Origin of the sequence: Cellulosimicrobium cellulans, from assembly GCF_007679345.1 — a bacterium.
GTDB lineage: Bacteria > Actinomycetota > Actinomycetes > Actinomycetales > Cellulomonadaceae > Cellulomonas > Cellulomonas cellulans_A.
Map to the genome: position 1 here is coordinate 1 of NZ_VEGH01000004.1, position 16,819 is coordinate 16,819.

The 16,819-nt window shown below is 75.6% G+C and carries 17 protein-coding genes; 9 read left to right on the forward strand and 8 right to left on the reverse strand.

Features of this window, described 5'->3' with window-relative positions; genetic code table 11:
- Positions 1 to 154: 154 nt before the first annotated feature.
- The 3 genes from FS882_RS06470 to FS882_RS06480 are packed head-to-tail and all read right to left on the reverse strand — an operon-like array spanning position 155 to position 1,828.
- Positions 155 to 601, reverse strand: a complete 447-nt coding sequence (locus FS882_RS06470) for an HIT family protein (protein WP_158372133.1) — start codon at positions 599 to 601, stop codon at positions 155 to 157.
- 58 nt (positions 602 to 659) lie between these two features.
- Positions 660 to 1,238, reverse strand: a complete 579-nt coding sequence (locus FS882_RS06475) for a DUF1697 domain-containing protein (RefSeq protein ID WP_158372135.1) — start codon at positions 1,236 to 1,238, stop codon at positions 660 to 662.
- Positions 1,239 to 1,264: 26 nt separating this feature from the next.
- Entirely contained in the window at positions 1,265 to 1,828 is a 564-nt protein-coding gene (locus FS882_RS06480) for an NYN domain-containing protein (RefSeq protein ID WP_154728273.1), read from the reverse strand.
- 130 nt (positions 1,829 to 1,958) lie between these two features.
- Here FS882_RS06480 and FS882_RS06485 point away from each other — a divergent pair, with 130 nt between their 5' ends.
- From FS882_RS06485 to hemQ, 9 genes are all read left to right on the forward strand, one after another.
- On the forward strand, positions 1,959 to 2,504 hold the full coding sequence (locus FS882_RS06485) for a MarR family winged helix-turn-helix transcriptional regulator (protein ID WP_158372499.1): 546 nt from the start codon (positions 1,959 to 1,961) through the stop codon (positions 2,502 to 2,504).
- A 165-nt stretch (positions 2,505 to 2,669) separates the two neighbouring features.
- Entirely contained in the window at positions 2,670 to 3,185 is a 516-nt protein-coding gene (locus FS882_RS06490; RefSeq protein WP_158372137.1) for a flavodoxin domain-containing protein, read from the forward strand.
- Between the two features lie 57 nt (positions 3,186 to 3,242).
- Positions 3,243 to 4,253, forward strand: coding sequence for a LacI family DNA-binding transcriptional regulator (locus tag FS882_RS06495; protein ID WP_158372139.1), 1,011 nt, complete (start codon positions 3,243 to 3,245; stop codon positions 4,251 to 4,253).
- A gap of 349 nt (positions 4,254 to 4,602) precedes the next feature.
- The gene (locus tag FS882_RS06500) at positions 4,603 to 6,258 is read left to right on the forward strand and encodes a glycoside hydrolase family 13 protein (RefSeq protein ID WP_187365165.1); all 1,656 of its coding nucleotides are present in this window, start codon (positions 4,603 to 4,605) and stop codon (positions 6,256 to 6,258) included.
- A gap of 42 nt (positions 6,259 to 6,300) precedes the next feature.
- The gene (locus tag FS882_RS06505) at positions 6,301 to 7,695 is read left to right on the forward strand and encodes an ABC transporter substrate-binding protein (RefSeq protein WP_158372143.1); all 1,395 of its coding nucleotides are present in this window, start codon (positions 6,301 to 6,303) and stop codon (positions 7,693 to 7,695) included.
- A 1-nt stretch (position 7,696) separates the two neighbouring features.
- Entirely contained in the window at positions 7,697 to 8,626 is a 930-nt protein-coding gene (locus FS882_RS06510; protein WP_187365166.1) for a carbohydrate ABC transporter permease, read from the forward strand.
- Positions 8,623 to 9,648, forward strand: a complete 1,026-nt coding sequence (locus tag FS882_RS06515; protein WP_158372145.1) for a carbohydrate ABC transporter permease — start codon at positions 8,623 to 8,625, stop codon at positions 9,646 to 9,648. The genes FS882_RS06510 and FS882_RS06515 overlap by 4 nt, the downstream gene beginning before the upstream one ends.
- Before the next feature lie 102 nt (positions 9,649 to 9,750).
- On the forward strand, positions 9,751 to 10,953 hold the full coding sequence (locus tag FS882_RS06520) for a ferrochelatase (RefSeq protein WP_158372147.1): 1,203 nt from the start codon (positions 9,751 to 9,753) through the stop codon (positions 10,951 to 10,953).
- Positions 10,950 to 11,687 carry a hydrogen peroxide-dependent heme synthase gene (gene hemQ / locus FS882_RS06525; protein WP_158372149.1) on the forward strand — a complete coding sequence of 246 codons (738 nt, stop codon included), beginning with the start codon at positions 10,950 to 10,952 and terminating at the stop codon, positions 11,685 to 11,687. The genes FS882_RS06520 and hemQ overlap by 4 nt, the downstream gene beginning before the upstream one ends.
- A 7-nt stretch (positions 11,688 to 11,694) precedes the next feature.
- Here the strand turns inward: hemQ and FS882_RS06530 are convergent, their stop codons facing one another.
- From FS882_RS06530 to FS882_RS06550, 5 genes are all read right to left on the reverse strand, one after another.
- The gene (locus tag FS882_RS06530) at positions 11,695 to 12,135 is read right to left on the reverse strand and encodes an META domain-containing protein (RefSeq protein ID WP_158372151.1); all 441 of its coding nucleotides are present in this window, start codon (positions 12,133 to 12,135) and stop codon (positions 11,695 to 11,697) included.
- 169 nt (positions 12,136 to 12,304) lie between these two features.
- Positions 12,305 to 13,369: an LLM class flavin-dependent oxidoreductase gene (locus FS882_RS06535; protein ID WP_262348116.1), complete on the reverse strand. Its 1,065-nt coding sequence runs from the start codon at positions 13,367 to 13,369 to the stop codon at positions 12,305 to 12,307.
- Positions 13,370 to 13,507: 138 nt separating this feature from the next.
- Complete coding sequence (locus FS882_RS06540; protein WP_158372153.1) at positions 13,508 to 14,812, reverse strand: Glu/Leu/Phe/Val family dehydrogenase; 1,305 nt, start codon at positions 14,810 to 14,812, stop codon at positions 13,508 to 13,510.
- Positions 14,813 to 14,993: 181 nt separating this feature from the next.
- Complete coding sequence (locus tag FS882_RS06545) at positions 14,994 to 15,875, reverse strand: M15 family metallopeptidase (protein ID WP_158372155.1); 882 nt, start codon at positions 15,873 to 15,875, stop codon at positions 14,994 to 14,996.
- 146 nt (positions 15,876 to 16,021) lie between these two features.
- Entirely contained in the window at positions 16,022 to 16,807 is a 786-nt protein-coding gene (locus FS882_RS06550) for an aldo/keto reductase (protein ID WP_158372157.1), read from the reverse strand.
- Positions 16,808 to 16,819 lie beyond the last annotated feature (12 nt).

A 16,819-nucleotide genomic window follows, 5' to 3' on the forward strand; every position in this document is an offset into this window, starting at 1 on the left:
CGCCGTCGCCCTCTCGGTGTCCGAATGGATCCCTTCGCACCGACACGCCCCGGCGAGTCCGTGCGGAGGGATCCATTCGGCGCGGGTGGCGCGGGTGGCGCGGCGAGGCAGGGTGCCCGGTGGTGCCTCGGGGCGGGGGCGGGGGAGCCGGGGGTCAGAGGGCCGGGGCGTCCAGGCGGGCCGGGACGTGCGCGGCGTGGCCGGCCGACCGGAGGGCGTCGCGCAGCCGCTCGGCCGCCGCGTCGAGCTGCTCGGCCGGGACGTCGTGCCGGGCGTTCGCGAAGCTGAGCTCGCCCTCGCCCCACGCGGGCAGCACGTGCAGGTGCAGGTGCGGCACCTCGAACCCGGCGACCAGCAGCGCGGCGCGCGGCGCGTCCCACGCGGTCTGCTGCGCCCGGCCGATGCGCTTCGCGACGACCGCGAGGTGCGCAAGCAGGTCGTCCTCGGCCTCGGTGAACGACGCCACCTCCGCGCGCGGGACGACCAGCACGTGGCCGTCCGTGATCGGGGCGATGGTGCCGAACGCCACCGCGCGGTCGTCGGCCCAGACGAACCGGCCGGGGATCTCGCCGTCGACGATGCGCGTGAACAGGGTCGTCATGTGCCCACGGTAGCGAGACCGGGGGACCGGCGCGGCGGACCGCACCCCGGCCCGCGGCTCAGCCCGCGAGCTTCTCCTGCAGCGCCAGCACCGTGCGCCAGTTGCGCGCCGTGCCCGTCCGCCCGGCCATCCGGTCCAGCACCCCGGCCGTGACCTTCGACCGGCCGATGCCGTCCGGGTAGTGCACGTACCCCTCGCTGCCGCGCCAGGTGCCGCGCTCGCGGCCGTAGCCGGACAGGTCCATCCGCCCGTCGGCCCGCGCCGGACCGTCCAGGAACACCACGACGAGGTGCGCCGGGTCGCTCGCCGCCGGGCCGGGGTAGGGGTTCGCCGCGACCAGGTCGTCGACCTGGGCCCGCGTGCGGACGGTGAGCGCGATCGGGCGCCCCAGCCGGTCGCGCAGGTCGCCCGTCAGCGCCGCGGCGAGCCCCGCCGCGTCGGCGGGGGAGCCGGACGCGGGCGCCAGCAGCAGGTTGCCGGTCGTCAGGTGGGTCGCGACGTCGCCGTGCCCGAGGTCGGTCGCCGCGGCCCGCAGGTCGGCCATCGGCAGCGCGGACGTGCCGCCGACGTTCACCGCGCGCAGCAGCACCAGCACCCGCTCGCCGGGCGGGACGGAGGCGGGATCGGTGGTCGCCATGCGCCCACTCTGCCCGCCCTGCGGCGTCAGAGGTAGCGCAGCGGGTCGAACTCGTCGAGCGGGATGATCCGCAGCCGCGGCAGGGTGACGTTGAAGGCCTTGACGTCGGTCTCCAGGTCGAACGCCTGCAGGCCGCGGTCGGCGAGGTGGCTGAGCGCGGTGCTGGTGAACTCGCGGAACGCCAGCAGCCCGACCCGGCGGTCGCCGCCCAGCAGGGCCTCGATCTCGGGGGCGAAGTCGCCGTCGTGCGAGGCGAGCAGCACGTCGCCCGGCCGGTCCGCCAGCGCCTCGAGCGTGCGCTTGATGCCGATGTCGACGACCTTGCCCTCGCCGGCCAGCGGGATCGGCTGGTACCCGATCGCCAGCAGCGCCTGCACGAACGACATGGGCAGCGTGCCGCTGGTGGCGTTCAGGAAGAACAACCCCTTGGGCTGCTGGCCCCAGGTGCGGTGCGCGAACTCCAGCACGCGCTCCCAGCGGGGACGCTGCTCGGGGGTCGGGCGCCCGTTGAAGATCGAGGAGCCGAGGGTCGCGTCGATGTTCTCGCCGTCGACCAGCACGTACGTCGAGCGGACGCCGTCGTTCTGCATCGGGCCAGCGTAACCGCGAGCCCGGGCGGCGCGTGCGCGCGTCGCCCGCCCGCCGGGGTGCGGAACAGCGGGGGCACCGCGACGGTTGGGTGGGTAGATGCGAACGCATGGACCGGCGGACGGAGCGGCGATGACGGTGCGGGACGACGCGGCGGGTGCGGCGGGTGCGGCCCCGGGCGGTGCGGCGGTGGACGTGCGGGCCGCCGCGGTCGCCTGGGAGGAGCTGTTCCGCGCGCAGGTCGCGATCATGCGCCGGCTGCAGCGCGACCCGATCTGGGACCGCATCTCCCTGCGCGAGTACGACGTCCTGTTCACCCTGTCCCGCGCGCCGCAGGGCCTGCGGCTGCGCGACCTCGGCGAGTCGAGCCTGCTCAGCCAGCCGAGCCTGAGCCGCATGGTGGAGCGCCTGGAGGAGGCGGGCTGGGTGCGGCGCGCGCCGGCCGCGGGCGACGGGCGGGGCGTGGTCGTCGGGCTCACCGCAGAGGGCGCAGCCCTGCAGCGGGAGGTCGGCCGGCGGCACGTCCAGGCGATCGCGCACTACGTCGGCGGCGCCCTCGACCCGGCGCAGCTCGCCGCGCTCACCGACGCGGCCGGCGCGCTGCGCGCCGCGCAGCCGGGCATCCCCGACCTCGACCGCGCCGACGACGCCGCAGGTCACGCCCCCGGTGCTCCCTGAGGCCGGCGCGCCCGGACGCGCGTCGGGGCGTGCCGTCGCGCGCGCACCGGGGGACCTCCGGCCCACGACCGCGGCCGGTCGGCGACGGACCATGGATGTCGGCGGTCCCGGGCCGGGAGGGGGCCGGGAACGACCGCCACGACACAGCCGCTGGAGGGCAGAGCGATGAACGTCCTGGTGACGGTGGCCTCGCGCCACGGTGCCACCGCGGAGATCGGCTCGGCCGTCGCGGACGTGCTGCGGGCCGACGGGCACGTGGTGCACGAGGCCGCGCCGGAGGACGTCGCCGACCTCGACGGGTACGACGCGGTCGTGCTCGGGTCGGCGGTGTACACCGCGCACTGGATGCCGGCGGCCCGCGACTTCGCGGCGCGCCTGGCGGCGGACCTGCGGCGGCGGCACGTCTGGGTGTTCTCCTCGGGCCTCGCGACCCAGCCCGCGGCGCGCGCGAACAGCCCGCACGAGCTGCTCGCGCTCATGCAGGACGTCGGGGCGATCGGGCACCGGGCGTTCGCCGGGCGGCTGCTGCGCAGCGAGCTCGCGTTCGCCGAGCGGGCGATCATCGCCGGCGCCCGCGCCAAGGAGGGCGACCACCGGGACTTCGACGCCGTGCGGGGCTGGGCGCAGGACATCGCGCAGCACCTGCAGGCGGTGGCCCCCCGGGCGGCGGCGAGCGCCTGACCGCGGCGCCGCGCGGCCTGCAAGCCGCTTGCGTGATCGCGTCGTAGACTTGCGCGCATGGCTGGACGGCTGGCGGAGGTCGCGCACAAGGTCGGGGTGTCCGAGGCGACGGTGAGCCGTGTGCTCAACGGCCGGTCCGGCGTCTCCGAGCAGACGCGGCAGGCGGTGCTGACGGCCCTGGACGTGCTCGGCTACGAGCGTCCCACCAAGCTGCGCGGCGAGCGTGCCCGGCTGGTCGGCCTGGTGCTCCCGGAGCTGCAGAACCCGATCTTCCCGGCGTTCGCCGAGGTGGTGGGCGGCGCGCTCGCCCAGCAGGGTTACACGCCGGTGCTCTGCACGCAGACGGCGGGCGGCGTGTCCGAGGCCGACTACGTCGACCTGCTGCTCACCCAGCAGGTGTCGGGGATCGTGTTCGCCGGCGGCAACTTCGCGCAGCGCGGCGCCGACCACGACCACTACGGCCTGCTCGCCGACCGCGGCCTGCCGGTCGTGCTGATCAACGCCTCGATCGAGGAGCTGCCGTTCCCGCGGGTGTCCTGCGACGACGAGGTGGCGGTCGAGCAGGCCGTCGGGCACCTGGCGTCGCTCGGGCACACCCGCATCGGGCTCGTGCTGGGCCCGGTCGACCACGTGCCGTCCGAGCGCAAGCTGCACGCCGCCCGCGCCGCCGCCGCGCGCCTCGGGGTCGAGCTGGCGGACGACGCGATCGCCCGCAGCGCCTACTCGCTCGAGAGCGGGCAGGCCGCCGCCACCCGGCTGCTCCGGCAGGGGCTGACCGGACTGGTGTGCGCGAGCGACCCGCTCGCCCTCGGCGCCATCCGGGCCGCGCGCCGCGCCGGCCTGCGGGTGCCGGAGGACGTCTCGGTCGTCGGCTACGACGACTCGCTGTTCATGAACTGCACCGAGCCGCCGCTGACGACCGTGCGGCAGCCGATCGAGCCCATGGGGCGGGCGGCGATCGACCTGCTGGTCGGGCTGATCGGCGGGCACCCGGTGTCGACGGACGAGCTGCTGTTCGAGCCGGAGCTGGTCGTGCGCGGCAGCACCGCGCCGGCCCCGGGCGCCTGACCCGCCGGGGCCGTCGGCCCCGCCGCGCCCGTGCGCCCCGCCCCGTCGCCCGCGCGGCGCCCGCGGTCCCCGCGGCCGTGAGGTCGTCACAACGAGGTGAGGTCGGCGGCGACGAGTGACGACCTCACGCGCTTGTGACGACCTCGCTCCGCCCTTGTCCTCGTGCCCGAGCCCCGGCGCCCCGTGCCCCCGCACGCGGCGCGTGCCCCGCGCTCCCGCCTGTGCCTCTCGATGTGTCGCGTTTCGGTAACGGTGCTGTCGAGTTCTTGCGCGGACGTCGTCGCCGGATTTAGTGTCCCTGCTACGCGGTCACCGACGACCGCGGATCGGCCGAGAGCAGAGGCACGCCGTGGTGCATCCCCCGAACGACGACCCCACCTGGTGGCGGGACGCCGTGATCTACGAGGTCTACGTCCGCTCGTTCGCGGACGGCGACGGCGACGGCACCGGCGACCTGGCGGGCGTCCGCAGCCGGCTGCCGTACCTGCGGGACCTCGGCGTCGACGCCTTGTGGTTCACGCCCTGGTACGCGTCGCCGATGGCCGACGGCGGCTACGACGTCGCCGACTACCGCGCGATCGACCCGGCGTTCGGCACCCTCGCCGAGGCGGAGGCCCTGATCGCCGAGGCCCTGGCGCTCGGCATCCGGACGATCGTCGACGTCGTCCCGAACCACGTCTCGGACCAGCACCCGTGGTTCCGCGCCGCCCTCGCCGCCGGCCCGGGCTCTCCGGAGCGCGAGCGGTTCTGGTTCCACCCGGGCACCGGCCCGGACGGCGCGGGCATCCCGACGCACTGGGAGTCGAGCTTCGGCGGCGGGACCTGGACCCGCACGACGAACCCGGACGGGACGCCGGGGGAGTGGTACCTGCACCTGTTCACCGCGCAGCAGCCCGACCTGAACTGGAACCACCCCGACGTCTGGGCCGAGCACGAGGACGTGCTGCGGTTCTGGTTCGACCGCGGCGTCGCGGGCGTGCGGGTCGACTCGGCCGCCCTGCTGGTCAAGGACCCGGCGCTGCCGGAGCTCCCGGCCGCGGGCAGCAGCCCGGCCCCCGGCGGCCACCCGCACCTCGACCGCGACGAGCTGCACGACGTCTACCGCGCCTGGCGCAAGGTCGCCGACTCCTACCCGGGCACCCGGGTGCTGGTGGGGGAGGTCTGGCTGGACGACGCCGAGCGGTTCGCGGCCTACCTGCGCCCGGACGAGATGCACACCGCGTTCAACTTCGACGTCATGGCCCAGCCCTGGGACGCCGCCGCGCTCCGGGCCTCGGTCGACCGCACCCTGGCCGCGCACCGGGGCGTGGGCGCCCCCGCCACCTGGGTGCTGTCGAACCACGACGTCACCCGCCCCGTGACGCGCTACGGCCGGGCGGACTCCTCGTTCGCGTTCGCCGCGAAGCGCGCGGGCACCCCGACCGACCTGGACCTCGGGACCCGCCGGGCCCGGGCGGCCGCGCTGCTCACCGCCGCGCTGCCGGGGTCGCTGTACCTCTACCAGGGCGACGAGCTCGGGCTGCCCGAGGTCGAGGACCTGCCGCCCGAGGCGGTGCAGGACCCGATGCACGAGCGGTCCGGCGGCGTGGACCCCGGGCGGGACGGCTGCCGGGTGCCGCTGCCCTGGTCGGGGGACCGGCCGCCGTACGGGTTCTCGCCGGCCGCGGCCGACGGCGCGCCCGCCGCTCCCTGGCTCCCGCAGCCCGCCGGCTGGGCGCCCCGCACCGTCGCCGCCCAGGAGGCGGACCCCGGCTCCATGCTCCGGCTGTACCGCGCCGCGCTCGCGCTGCGCCGCGCGGAGCCGGGCCTCGGCGACGGCGACCTGCGCTGGCTCGACGCCGGACCCGGCGTGCTCGCGTTCGCCCGCGGCGACGTGCTGTGCGTCGTCAACCTGTCCGCCGGCGCCGTCCCGCTGCCCCGGCACGCGGGGGTGCTGCTCGCCAGCCGCCCCACCGACGGCACGGCGCTCGACCCCGACACCGCGGCCTGGCTCCGCGCCGCCTGACCACCCCACCACCCACCGCACCACCCGACCCGAGGAGTGACGATGAGGTCCTCACGCACGACGGCGCTCGCCCTGACCGGCGCGCTGTCCTTCACCCTGCTCGCCGCGTGCAGCAGCGGCTCCGACGACGCCGGCGAGGGCGACGGCACGTCGGGCGGCAAGACCGTCCTGCGGGTCGTGTCCCTGCTGCCCGGCTCGGAGCAGGAGGCGTTCGACGCCTTCGACGAGCAGGTCGCCCAGTTCGAGGAGGCGAACCCGGACATCGACGTGCAGCCCGAGGAGTACGAGTGGAAGGCGACGACCTTCGCCGCCCAGCTCGCCGGCGGCACGCTGCCCGACGTCTTCGAGATCCCGTTCACCGACGGCAAGACGCTGATCGAGAACGGCCAGCTCGCCGACATCGACGCGCAGGTCCAGGCGCTGCCCTACGCCGACGACTTCAACCCGAACGTCCTCGAGGCCGGCACCGGCGCCGACGGCAAGGTGTACGCGATCCCGGCCAAGTCGGTCTACGGCATCGGCCTGCACTACAACCGGGCGCTGTTCGAGCAGGCCGGCCTCGACCCCGACGACCCACCGACCAACTGGGACGAGGTGCGCGCGGACGCGAAGGCGATCGCCGACGCCACCGGCCAGGCGGGCTACGCCACGATGACGCAGAACAACACGGGAGGCTGGCAGCTCACCGTCGCCACCTACGCCCGCGGCGGCCGGGTCCAGGAGACGAACGACGACGGCACCTACACCGCGACGCTCGACAACGAGGGCACGAAGGAGGCCCTCGAGTACCTGCACGACCTGCGCTGGGAGGACAGCTCCATGGGCGCGAACTTCCTGCTCGACTGGTCGTCGATCAACCAGGCGTTCGCGGCGGGCCAGGTCGGCATGTTCACCTCGGGCTCGGACGTCTACACCTCGCTGGTGCAGACCAACGCGATCAACCCCGACGACTACGGCCTGACCGCGGTGCCGCTCGAGGGCGACGACGCGGGCGTGCTCGGCGGCGGGACGCTCGCCGCGGTCAGCACCTCGGCCTCCGAGGCGCAGAAGGAGGCCGCCGTGAAGTGGATCGACTTCTACTACCTGCGCAAGCTCACCGACCAGGACGCCGCGGTCAAGGACGCCGAGACGCTCGTGGCCTCGGACCAGCCGGTCGGCACGCCGGTGCTGCCGATCTTCAGCCAGGAGCAGTACGACGAGTCGCAGACCTGGATCGCCGACCTGGTGAACGTGCCTCTCGACCAGATGACCGGGTTCACCGACGTCATCTTCGACCAGCCGCTGGTCCCGGAGCCGGCCGGCTCGACCCAGGAGCTGTACGGCGCCCTGGACACGGTGGTCCAGGCGGTGCTGACCGACGAGGACGCCGACATCGACGCGCTGCTGGAGCAGGCGGACGCGGACGTGCAGGCGATCCTCGACAAGAACGCGGGCTGACGTGGCCCTGACCCACGAGGCTCGTGCCACCTCGCCGCGGCGGACCCCCCTCACCTGGGTCCGTCGCGGCGGGCTGAGCACGCTCGTCTTCGCGCTGCCGCTGCTGGTGGTGTTCGGGCTGTTCTCCTGGCTGCCGATCGGCAGGGCCGTCGTGATGAGCCTGCAGGAGACCAACCTGGTCACCACAGCCTGGGTCGGCCTGGACAACTTCCGCACGGTGCTGGCCGACCCGCTGCTGGCGACCGCCGTCGGCAACACGCTGTGGTTCGCGGCGCTCGCCCTGCTGCTCGGCTACCCCGTGCCGCTTCTCGCGGCGGTGCTGATGAGCGAGGTGCGCCGGGCGAAGGGCCTGTACAGCGCCCTCGCCTACCTGCCCGTGGTGGTCCCGCCGGTCGTCGCCGTGCTGCTGTGGAAGTTCTTCTTCGACGCGCGGCCCGAGGGCGTGTTCAACACGATGCTCGGCTGGGTCGGCGTCGGGCCGGTGCCCTGGTTGCAGGACGCCGGCTGGGCGATGCCGTCGCTGGTGCTGGAGGCCACCTGGGCCGCGGCCGGCGGGACGATCATCATCTACCTGGCCGCGCTGACCTCCGTCCCTGGCGAGCTGTACGACGCCGCCGAGGTCGACGGCGCGTCGGTCTGGCGCAAGGTCTGGCACGTGACGATGCCGCAGCTGCGCGGCGTCCTGCTCATCACCTTCATCCTGCAGATCATCGGGACCGCACAGGTGTTCCTCGAGCCGTACCTGTTCACCGACGGCGGGCCGGCGAACGCGACGATCACGGTGCTGCTGCTCGTCTACCGGTACGCGTTCGGGCAGAGCCTCGGCGGCGACTACGGGGCGGCGACCGCGCTGAGCCTCATGCTCGCCGTCCTCCTCGCGGTGCTCTCGGTCGTGTACTTCCGCCTCACCCGGTCCTGGAGCCAGACATGACGACTTCGACGAGTCCCGCCGGTCCCGCGACGGCGGCCGACGCCGCCGCTGCGGAGGTCGCGGCCGCGACCTCCGCCGCGGTCCCGGAGGGTGGCCGGCCCCGTCGCGGCCCGCGCCCCGGCCACCGCCGCCCGCGCCCCGACGAGGCCGACCGGGGCGCCCTGTCGCCCGCCGACTGGCGCCGCCCGCTGGTCCGCCGGTCGGTGCGGCTGTCGCACGGGGTGCTGCTCGCGCTGCTGGTGCTGTGCGGACTCGGTCCCCTGGTGCTGCTCGCGAAGTTCGCGGTCACGCCGACGCAGGACATCCTGCGCACCCCGCTCGCGGTGTTCCCGAACGGGATCGCGTGGGACAACCTGTCGGCGGCCTGGAACGACGTGCAGGTCAGCCGGTACTTCCTCAACACCGTCGTGCTGGCCGCGGGGGCGTGGGCCAGCCAGATCCTGGTCGCGACGACCGGCGGCTACCTGCTGTCGGTGCTGCGGCCGCGGTACGCGAAGGTCGTGCAGGCGGCGGTGCTGGCGACGCTCTTCGTGCCGGCCGTCGTGCTGCTGGTGCCGCTGTACCTGGTGATCCTCGACCCGCCGGTGCTCGGCCGGTCGCTGATGAACTCCTACTGGGCCGTGTGGCTGCCCGCGGGGGCCAGCGCGTTCAACGTGCTGCTGGTGCAGCGGTTCTTCGACAGCCTGCCGCGGGAGGTGTTCGAGGCCGCGCGGGTCGACGGGGCCGGGCCGTTCCGGCTGTTCTGGTCGATCGTGCTGCCGATGAGCCGGCCGATCCTGGGCGTGGTGTCGGTGTTCGCGATCATCGCGTCGTGGAAGGACTTCCTGTGGCCGCTGCTCGTGCTGCGGGACCCGGACATCCAGCCGCTGTCCGTGCGGCTGCCGTCGCTGCAGGCCACCACCGACCTCGGGGTGCTGATGGCGGCGCTGGCGATCTCGACGCTGATCCCGGTCCTGCTGTTCCTCGTGTTCCAGCGGCTGTTCCTCCGGGGTGCGGGGCTGGGCGGGGCGGTCAAGGGGTGACGCGCGAGCTCCCGGCGATCTGACGAGCCGTCGTATCAAGATCACGCCTGAGTGGTCGGCCTCCCGGCGGGCGGGTGCGGAGGCCGGTGGGATGATGAGGCGGTGTCTTCCCCCACCGTGACGGCGTCGTCGCTCGCACCGTACGACGCCCTCCTCCTCCTCTCGTTCGGCGGCCCGGAGAAGCCCGAGGACGTCCTGCCGTTCATGCGCAACGTGACCCGCGGCAAGGGCATCCCCGAGGAGCGCCTGGTCGAGGTCAGCCAGCACTACGCGCTGTTCGGCGGCCGCAGCCCGATCAACGACCAGAACCGCGAGCTGCTCGCCGCCCTGCGCGCCGAGCTCGACGCGCGCGGCATCGACACCCCGCTCGCGTGGGGCAACCGCAACTGGGAGCCCTACACCGACGGCGCCCTGGCGGACCTGCGCGAGCGCGGCGCGTCCCGCGTGCTCGCGGTCGTCACCAGCGCCTACGGGTCCTACTCCGGCTGCCGGCAGTACCGCGAGCACGTCGCCGCGGCGCTCGCGGGCGTCGCGGGGGAGCCGGAGGGCTGCGCCGACGCCGAGGCCGCCGCGGGCGTCCAGGTCGACAAGCTCCGGCACTACTTCAACCACCCGGGCTTCGTGCGCGCCAACGCCGACGCCGTGGTCGAGGCGTTCACCGAGCTCGCCGCGCAGGTCGGCCGGCCGGTCGCCGAGGTCGCCGCCGAGGCGCCGCTGCTGTTCGTCACGCACTCGATCCCGCTCGCGATGGAGGCCGGCTCGGCCGCCGCCCGCCCCGGCTACCAGGCCCAGCACCAGGACGCCTGCCGCGAGGTGGTGCAGCTCGTCGCCGCCGAGCTCGGGGTGTCGCCGGACTGGAGCCTGGCGTTCTGCTCGCGCTCCGGCCCGCCCTCGCAGCCGTGGCTGGAGCCCGACATCAACGACGTGCTCGCCGAGCGGGCGGAGGCCGGCACGACCGCCGTCGTCATGTCGCCGATCGGCTTCGTCTCCGACCACATGGAGGTCGCCTACGACCTCGACACCGAGGCGATGGCCACCGCGCGGGACCTGGGCGTCACCGCGGTGCGCGCGGGCTCCGCGTCCACCCGGGCGCCGTTCGTCGCGGGCCTGGTCGACCTGATGCTCGAGCGCGCGGCCGCCGAGCGCGGCGAGGACCCCGACCGGGCGACCGTCGGCGTGCTCGGCGCCTGGCCGGACCGGTGCGCCGTGGGCTGCTGCTTCCAGCGCGCCGGCGTCGACACGGGCCTGCCCACCATCAACCAGCAGCGAGCGGACGACACCAGCGAGGGAGCACCAGCACGATGAGCACCACGACGCCGCCGGCCGGCGGGCACAGCACCGAGGTCGCCGACCAGATCAACGCCTCGATCCGGTACGCGATGTACGCGGTGTTCGAGACCACCGAGCCGCTGCCCGCCGACGGCGTCGAGCGGAAGCGCTACGTCGAGGACGCGCTCGCCGCGCTGACCGGCCCCGACGCCCCCGCGGGCCTGGTCGTCCGCGGCTGGTACGACGTCGCCGGCCTGCGCGCCGACGCGGACCTCATGGTCTGGTGGTGGGCCCCGACGATCGAGGCCGTGCAGGAGGCGTTCCACCGGCTGCGTGCCAGCGAGCTCGGCGCGCACCTGCTCCCGGTGTGGTCCGTCGCGGCGATGCACCGGCCGGCCGAGTTCAACCGCGGCCACGTCCCGGCGTTCCTGGCCGGCGAGGCGCCGCGCGACTACCTGTGCGTGTACCCGTTCGTGCGGTCCTACGAGTGGTACCTGCTGTCCGACGAGGAGCGCCGCGAGCTGCTCCGCGAGCACGGCCACGCCGCCCGCGACTACGCCGACGTCCGCGCCAACACGCTGTCGTCGTTCGCCCTCGGCGACTACGAGTGGATCCTCGGCTTCGAGGCCGACGAGCTGCACCGCATCGTCGACCTCATGCGCGACCTCCGCGCGACCGGCGCCCGCCGGCACGTGCGCGAGGAGGTGCCGTTCTACACCGGCCCGCGCGTCGAGCTCGCGGACTGGGCGGAGCGGCAGCCGCGCGCGTGAGACGCGGCTAGACGGATTCCTCGGCGGGGGCGGGCAGCAGGCGGCTGACCCGCCCCTCGCCGTCGACGAGCACGAGCGCGCCGTCGGCGACGGCGGCGCGCACGGGGTGGGCCAGCAGGTCGAGGACCGCCCGCTCCCGGGCCATGTGCTCGGGCGTGCCGGCCATGAGCGTGGTGACCATCGGTCCGAACGTGAGCGTGCCGGTGCCGGTGCCGGTGCGGGTGCCGGGCGCGGGGTCGTCGGGCTCGGGCTCGCCCGGGTCGGCGCCGTCGCCGTCGCCGTCCGGGGCGAAGGACCAGGTGCCCCGCAGCCGGTTGACGCCGCCGGTGCCGTACACCTGGCCGTCCCCGGAGAACGTCAGCGACGGGTGCGCCCGCTCCGGCCCGTCGTCGAGCGGCACGCCCGCGACCTCGGTGAACCGCCACGTGCCCCCGACGACCTCGTTCATGGCGCCGATCCTGCCACCGCGCGGCGCGCGCCGCCGAGCGCGGCACCGCTCGCCGAGCGCGGTACCTCCCGCCGAGCGCGGCAGATCCAGCCACCGCACTCGGCGCGGACCACCGCACTCGGCGCTCGGCCGCCCTGGCCGCCCCGGCCGCCCTGGCCGCCGGCGCAGGTCACCAGGCGGCGGCCAGGGCCTCCAGGGTGGCGATGCGGTCCTCGACCGCGTGGGTCGTGGCCGTGACGATCAGCTCGTCCGCGCCGGTGCGCTCGACCAGCTCCCGCAGCGCCGTCGCGGCGGGCTCCGCCGTGGTGGCGATCTGGGTGCCCGCCACCTTCGCGAAGAACTCCGCGGCCTGCACCGGGTCGAGGTCCGCGAGCAGCTTCTCCGCGTCCTCCGGGGTCTCGATCGGCGCCAGCGCGCCCCGGCTCCGCAGCCGCAGCGCCATCACCTTCGACGGCCCGGCCAGCCACTGCGCCCGCTCCTGCGACTCGGCGACGATCACCGACGCCGACACCATGAGGTGCGGGGCGTCGAGCACCTCGGACGGCCGGAACGCCGAGCGGTACACCTCGGCCGCGGTCGTGGTGATGCCGGTGCCGAAGTGGTGCGCGTAGGAGAACGGGAGGCCGAGCTCGCCGGCGAGCTGCGCGCTGAACGTCGACGAGCCCAGCAGCCAGACCTCCGGCGTGCCGGCGGGCACCGGGGTGGCGCGCAGCCGCTGCGCGACCGCCGACGCGGCGCGCCCCGCGGGCGGCTGCCCGAGCAGGTGCAGCACGTCGAGGAGCTCGGCGGGGAAGTCCTCGGCGCCCAGGCCCTCGACCGTGCGGCGCAGCGCGGCGGCGGTCATCGGGTCGGCGCCGGGCGCGCGGCCGATGCCGAGGTCGACCCGGCCCGGGTGCAGCGCCTCGAGCATGGCGAACTGCTCGGCGATCACCAGCGGCGGGTGGTTCGGCAGCATGACGCCGCCGGAGCCGACCCGGATGCGCTCGGTCGACGCGGCGAGGTGCGCGAGCAGCACGCCGGGGGAGGTCGACGCGACGGCGGGCATGCTGTGGTGCTCGGCGACCCAGAACCGGCGGTAGCCCAGGGCGTCGGCGCGGCGGGCCAGCGCCGTGGAGTCGGCCAGGGCGTCGGCGCTGGTCGCCCCGGTCCCGACGGGGGACAGGTCCAGCACGGACAGCGGGACCTCGGGGCGGACGACGGGCTGGTGCGCGCGGGCGGCGTCGGGTGTGCTCACGTCAGGGGCAACGCGGCCGGCCCGCGGGTCCTTCCCGAGCCGGCCGCGTCCCGCGTCACAGCCGCGGAGCGGTGCCGGGCGTCCCGCCGGGCGTCCCGCCGCGCGCCCCGCCGCGCGCCCCGCCGCGCGTCCCGCCGATCAGGGGTAGAGCCCCCGCAGCTGGTGCGCCTCGGCCACCCGCCGCACGCCGATGACGAGCGCCGCGTCCCGCAGGGTGATGCGGTCCGCCCGGGCTCGCTGCGCCACCGCCGCGTACGCCGAGCGCATCCGCTGCTCCAGCCGGTCCTCGATCTCGCGCTCGGTCCACCAGTACGCCTGCTGGGCCTGGACCCACTCGAAGTACGAGACCACCACGCCGCCGGCGTTCGCGAGGATGTCGGGGACGACGGTGATCCCGCGGTCCGCGAGCACCCGGTCGCCCGCGCTGGTGGTGGGGCCGTTCGCGCCCTCCACCACCCAGCGCGCCTTGACCGCGGCGGCGGTGTCCTCGTCGAGCACGTCCTCGGTCGCGGCGGGGATCAGCACGTCGACGTCGAGGGCCAGCAGCTCCGCGTTCGTCACCGGGTCCGCGCCGGTGAAGCCGACCACCGACCCGGTCTCCGCGACGTGGGTGTGCAGCGCGGCGACGTCCAGGCCGCCCGGGTGGTGCACGCCGCCGTACTGGTCGCTGACGGCGACGACGCGCGCACCGCCCTCCGCGAGGAACCGCGCCGCGTGCGAGCCGACCTTGCCGAAGCCCTGCACCGCGGCCGTCACCTCGGACAGCTCCGTCCCGGCGTCGGCCAGCGCGGCGGCGGTCGCGTGCACGACGCCGCGGGAGGTGGCGGTCGCCCGGCCGAGCGACCCGCCGACGGCGAGCGGCTTGCCGGTGACGACGGCCGGGATCGTGTACCCGGAGTTGACCGAGTACGTGTCCATCACCCAGCTCATCGTCTGCTCGGTGGTGCCCACGTCGGGTGCCATGATGTCGCGCTCCGGGCCGATGATCGGCATGACCTCGGAGGTGTACCGCCGGGTCACGCGCTCGAGCTCGGCGGGGGAGTAGCCGCGCGGGTCGATGGCCACGCCGCCCTTGGCGCCGCCGTACGGCAGCTCGACGACCGCGCACTTCCAGGTCATCCACATCGCCAGCGCCCGGACCTCGTCGATGTCGACGCCGGGGGCGTACCGCAGGCCGCCCTTGCCGGGGCCGCGGGAGATGTTGTGCTGCACCCGGTAGCCGGACAGCAGCTCGATCCGGCCGTCGTCCCGGCGCAGCGGCACGGCGACGTGCAGCTCGCGGCGCGGCGTGGCGAGCATCTGGTGCAGGCCGTCGTCGTAGCCGAGCAGCTCCACGGCCGACGACAGCTGCGCGAGCGCGGTCGTCAGGGGGGAGGAGGTGCGCGGGGCGGGCGTCGCGGGGGTGGGCGACGCGGGCGTCCCGGCGGGTGCTGTCGCGGTCATGCAGAGGCCTCCTGGGCATCGCGTCCGGCAGCCCGGGCGCGGCCTCGTCGCCGCCCCCGCCGGCGGCGGCCGGGGTACCTCGTCACTGTGCCACACCGGGCCGGGCGCCGAGCGTCCGGGGTGGCGGGCGCACCGGCCCGGACCGCCGGGCGCCCGGGCGCCCGGTGCGGGCGCGGCCCGGTCAGGACGTGCGGCCCGGCCCGTACTCGAAGTGCCAGTACTCCTCGTACGGCTGGCCCTGGCGGACCCGGGCCGGGGCGTACCAGCCGTAGGCAGGGCCGTTCGCGACCAGCCAGTCGTACCGCGCGGTGCCGAACCCGTAGGTCCCGGCCCACTCCTGGACGTCGAGCGCGGTGCCCAGGCCGTGCGACGACGTCCCCGGCGCCGCCGCGAGCCCGCCGAACGCCGCCTTCATCGCCACCTGGTCCTCGTACGACCGGTAGGTCAGGTCCAGGTCGATCGACGCGCCGAACTGCCCGCGGAAGGCCTCGTTCAGGGCAGTGAGCGCGTCGGCGGCGTCGCAGCGCAGGTACTGGGCGAACCCGAGCTGGTCCGTGCCCCAGGGCACTTGGCACATGGCGGAGGCGGGCATGTGGCCGTTCGACCCGTCGCCGTCGGCGGTCGGCACCGAGGTGACCCACAGGACGTTCCCCTGCGCGTCGACCGGGCGGCCGTCGACCCACCCCGCGATGCCAGGGTTGCCCGGCGCGCCGGCGGGGGCTCCGGTCCCCGTGCCGGCGACCTCGCGCGCGGCCGCGGCGTCGGCGGCGGCCCGCTCCTCCGCGGCGCGGGCGGCCTCGGCGGCGGCCTGCTCCGCGGCGGCCTGCTCCGCGGCGACCCGGGCGGCCTCCTCGGCCGCGGCCTGCTCCCGGGCGGCGCGTCCCGCCTGGGCGGCCCGGCGCGAGGCCTCGGCGACGGCGGCCTCGCGCCGCTCGGCCAGGAAGTCGTCCTCGGCCGCGGCGAGCTCGGCCGACAGCCCGATCGCCTCGGCCCGCTGCTCGGCCTGCGCGGCGCGCTCGCGTCCCTGGTGCAGCTGCACGCCGGCGATCGCGACGGCGGCCACGAGCACGGCGCTGGTCGCCCCCGCGACGACGGCGCGCCCGCGACCTGCCGGCCGGCCACGCCCGGCCGGGCGCCCGCGACCCGTCGCGCGACCGGGCCGGCGTGCCCGGGCCGCGCGACGGGTCGGCGGCGGCGCGTCCGGCTCGGTCACCTGCCGCCCAGGCCGTCGATCTGCGCGAGCTCGTCCGCGGACAGCGTGAACCGCAGCGCCTCGAGGTTGTGGGCGATCCGGTCCTTCTGGGTCGACTTCGGGATGACGACGATCCCGTGGTCGACGTGCCAGCGCAGCACGACCTGGCGGGTGCTGACGCCGTGCGCCTCGGCGATCGCGGTGAGCACCGGGTCGTCGAGGTCGGTCCGCTTGAACGGGCTGTAGCCCTCGACGACGACGCCCCGCTCGGCGTGCGCCGCGAGGAGGTCGGCGTCGTAGTCGCCCGGGCTCCACGGGATCTGGTTCACCGCGGGGGCCTCGCCGGTGGCGGCGATCAGCTCGTCGATCTGGGCGATCGAGTAGTTGGAGACGCCGATCGAGCGGACCAGGCCCTCGTCGCGCGCGACGATGAACTGCTCCCAGGTGGCGGGCGTCGCCTGCTTGTGCGGCGGCCAGTGCACCAGCCACAGGTCGAGGTGGTCGGTGCCGAGCGCGGCCAGCGACTCGTGCAGCGTCTGGCGCTCGCGGCCCGCGTGGTCCGGCGGCAGCTTGGTGGTGACGAACACGGCGTCGCGGTCGACGTCGACCAGGGACAGCGCCCGGCCGACCTCGGCCTCGTTGCCGTAGCCCGTGGCGGTGTCGACGTGGGTGTAGCCGAGCTCGAGCGCCGCGACCACGGCGCGCTCGGCGTCGCCGCCCTCGGACTGCCAGGTGCCGAGGCCGAGCAGCGGCATCTCGCCGCCCGTGATCGTGACGGTGGGGATCTGCGGAGCGGGTGTCATGCGTCCATCGTG

What these genes read in the sequence shown, in the direction of transcription:
- FS882_RS06530 (WP_158372151.1), bottom strand. Translation starts at nt 12,135, where the DNA reads ATGAACGAGGTCGTCGGGGGCACGTGGCGGTTCACCGAGGTCGCGGGC.
- FS882_RS06480 (WP_154728273.1), bottom strand. Translation starts at nt 1,828, where the DNA reads ATGCAGAACGACGGCGTCCGCTCGACGTACGTGCTGGTCGACGGCGAG.
- FS882_RS06540 (WP_158372153.1), bottom strand. Translation starts at nt 14,812, where the DNA reads ATGACCGCGACAGCACCCGCCGGGACGCCCGCGTCGCCCACCCCCGCG.
- FS882_RS06550 (WP_158372157.1), bottom strand. Translation starts at nt 16,807, where the DNA reads ATGACACCCGCTCCGCAGATCCCCACCGTCACGATCACGGGCGGCGAG.
- FS882_RS06495 (WP_158372139.1), top strand. Translation starts at nt 3,243, where the DNA reads ATGGCTGGACGGCTGGCGGAGGTCGCGCACAAGGTCGGGGTGTCCGAG.
- FS882_RS06490 (WP_158372137.1), top strand. Translation starts at nt 2,670, where the DNA reads ATGAACGTCCTGGTGACGGTGGCCTCGCGCCACGGTGCCACCGCGGAG.
- FS882_RS06505 (WP_158372143.1), top strand. Translation starts at nt 6,301, where the DNA reads ATGAGGTCCTCACGCACGACGGCGCTCGCCCTGACCGGCGCGCTGTCC.
- FS882_RS06475 (WP_158372135.1), bottom strand. Translation starts at nt 1,238, where the DNA reads ATGGCGACCACCGATCCCGCCTCCGTCCCGCCCGGCGAGCGGGTGCTG.
- hemQ (WP_158372149.1), top strand. Translation starts at nt 10,950, where the DNA reads ATGAGCACCACGACGCCGCCGGCCGGCGGGCACAGCACCGAGGTCGCC.
- FS882_RS06470 (WP_158372133.1), bottom strand. Translation starts at nt 601, where the DNA reads ATGACGACCCTGTTCACGCGCATCGTCGACGGCGAGATCCCCGGCCGG.
- FS882_RS06515 (WP_158372145.1), top strand. Translation starts at nt 8,623, where the DNA reads ATGACGACTTCGACGAGTCCCGCCGGTCCCGCGACGGCGGCCGACGCC.
- FS882_RS06485 (WP_158372499.1), top strand. Translation starts at nt 1,959, where the DNA reads ATGACGGTGCGGGACGACGCGGCGGGTGCGGCGGGTGCGGCCCCGGGC.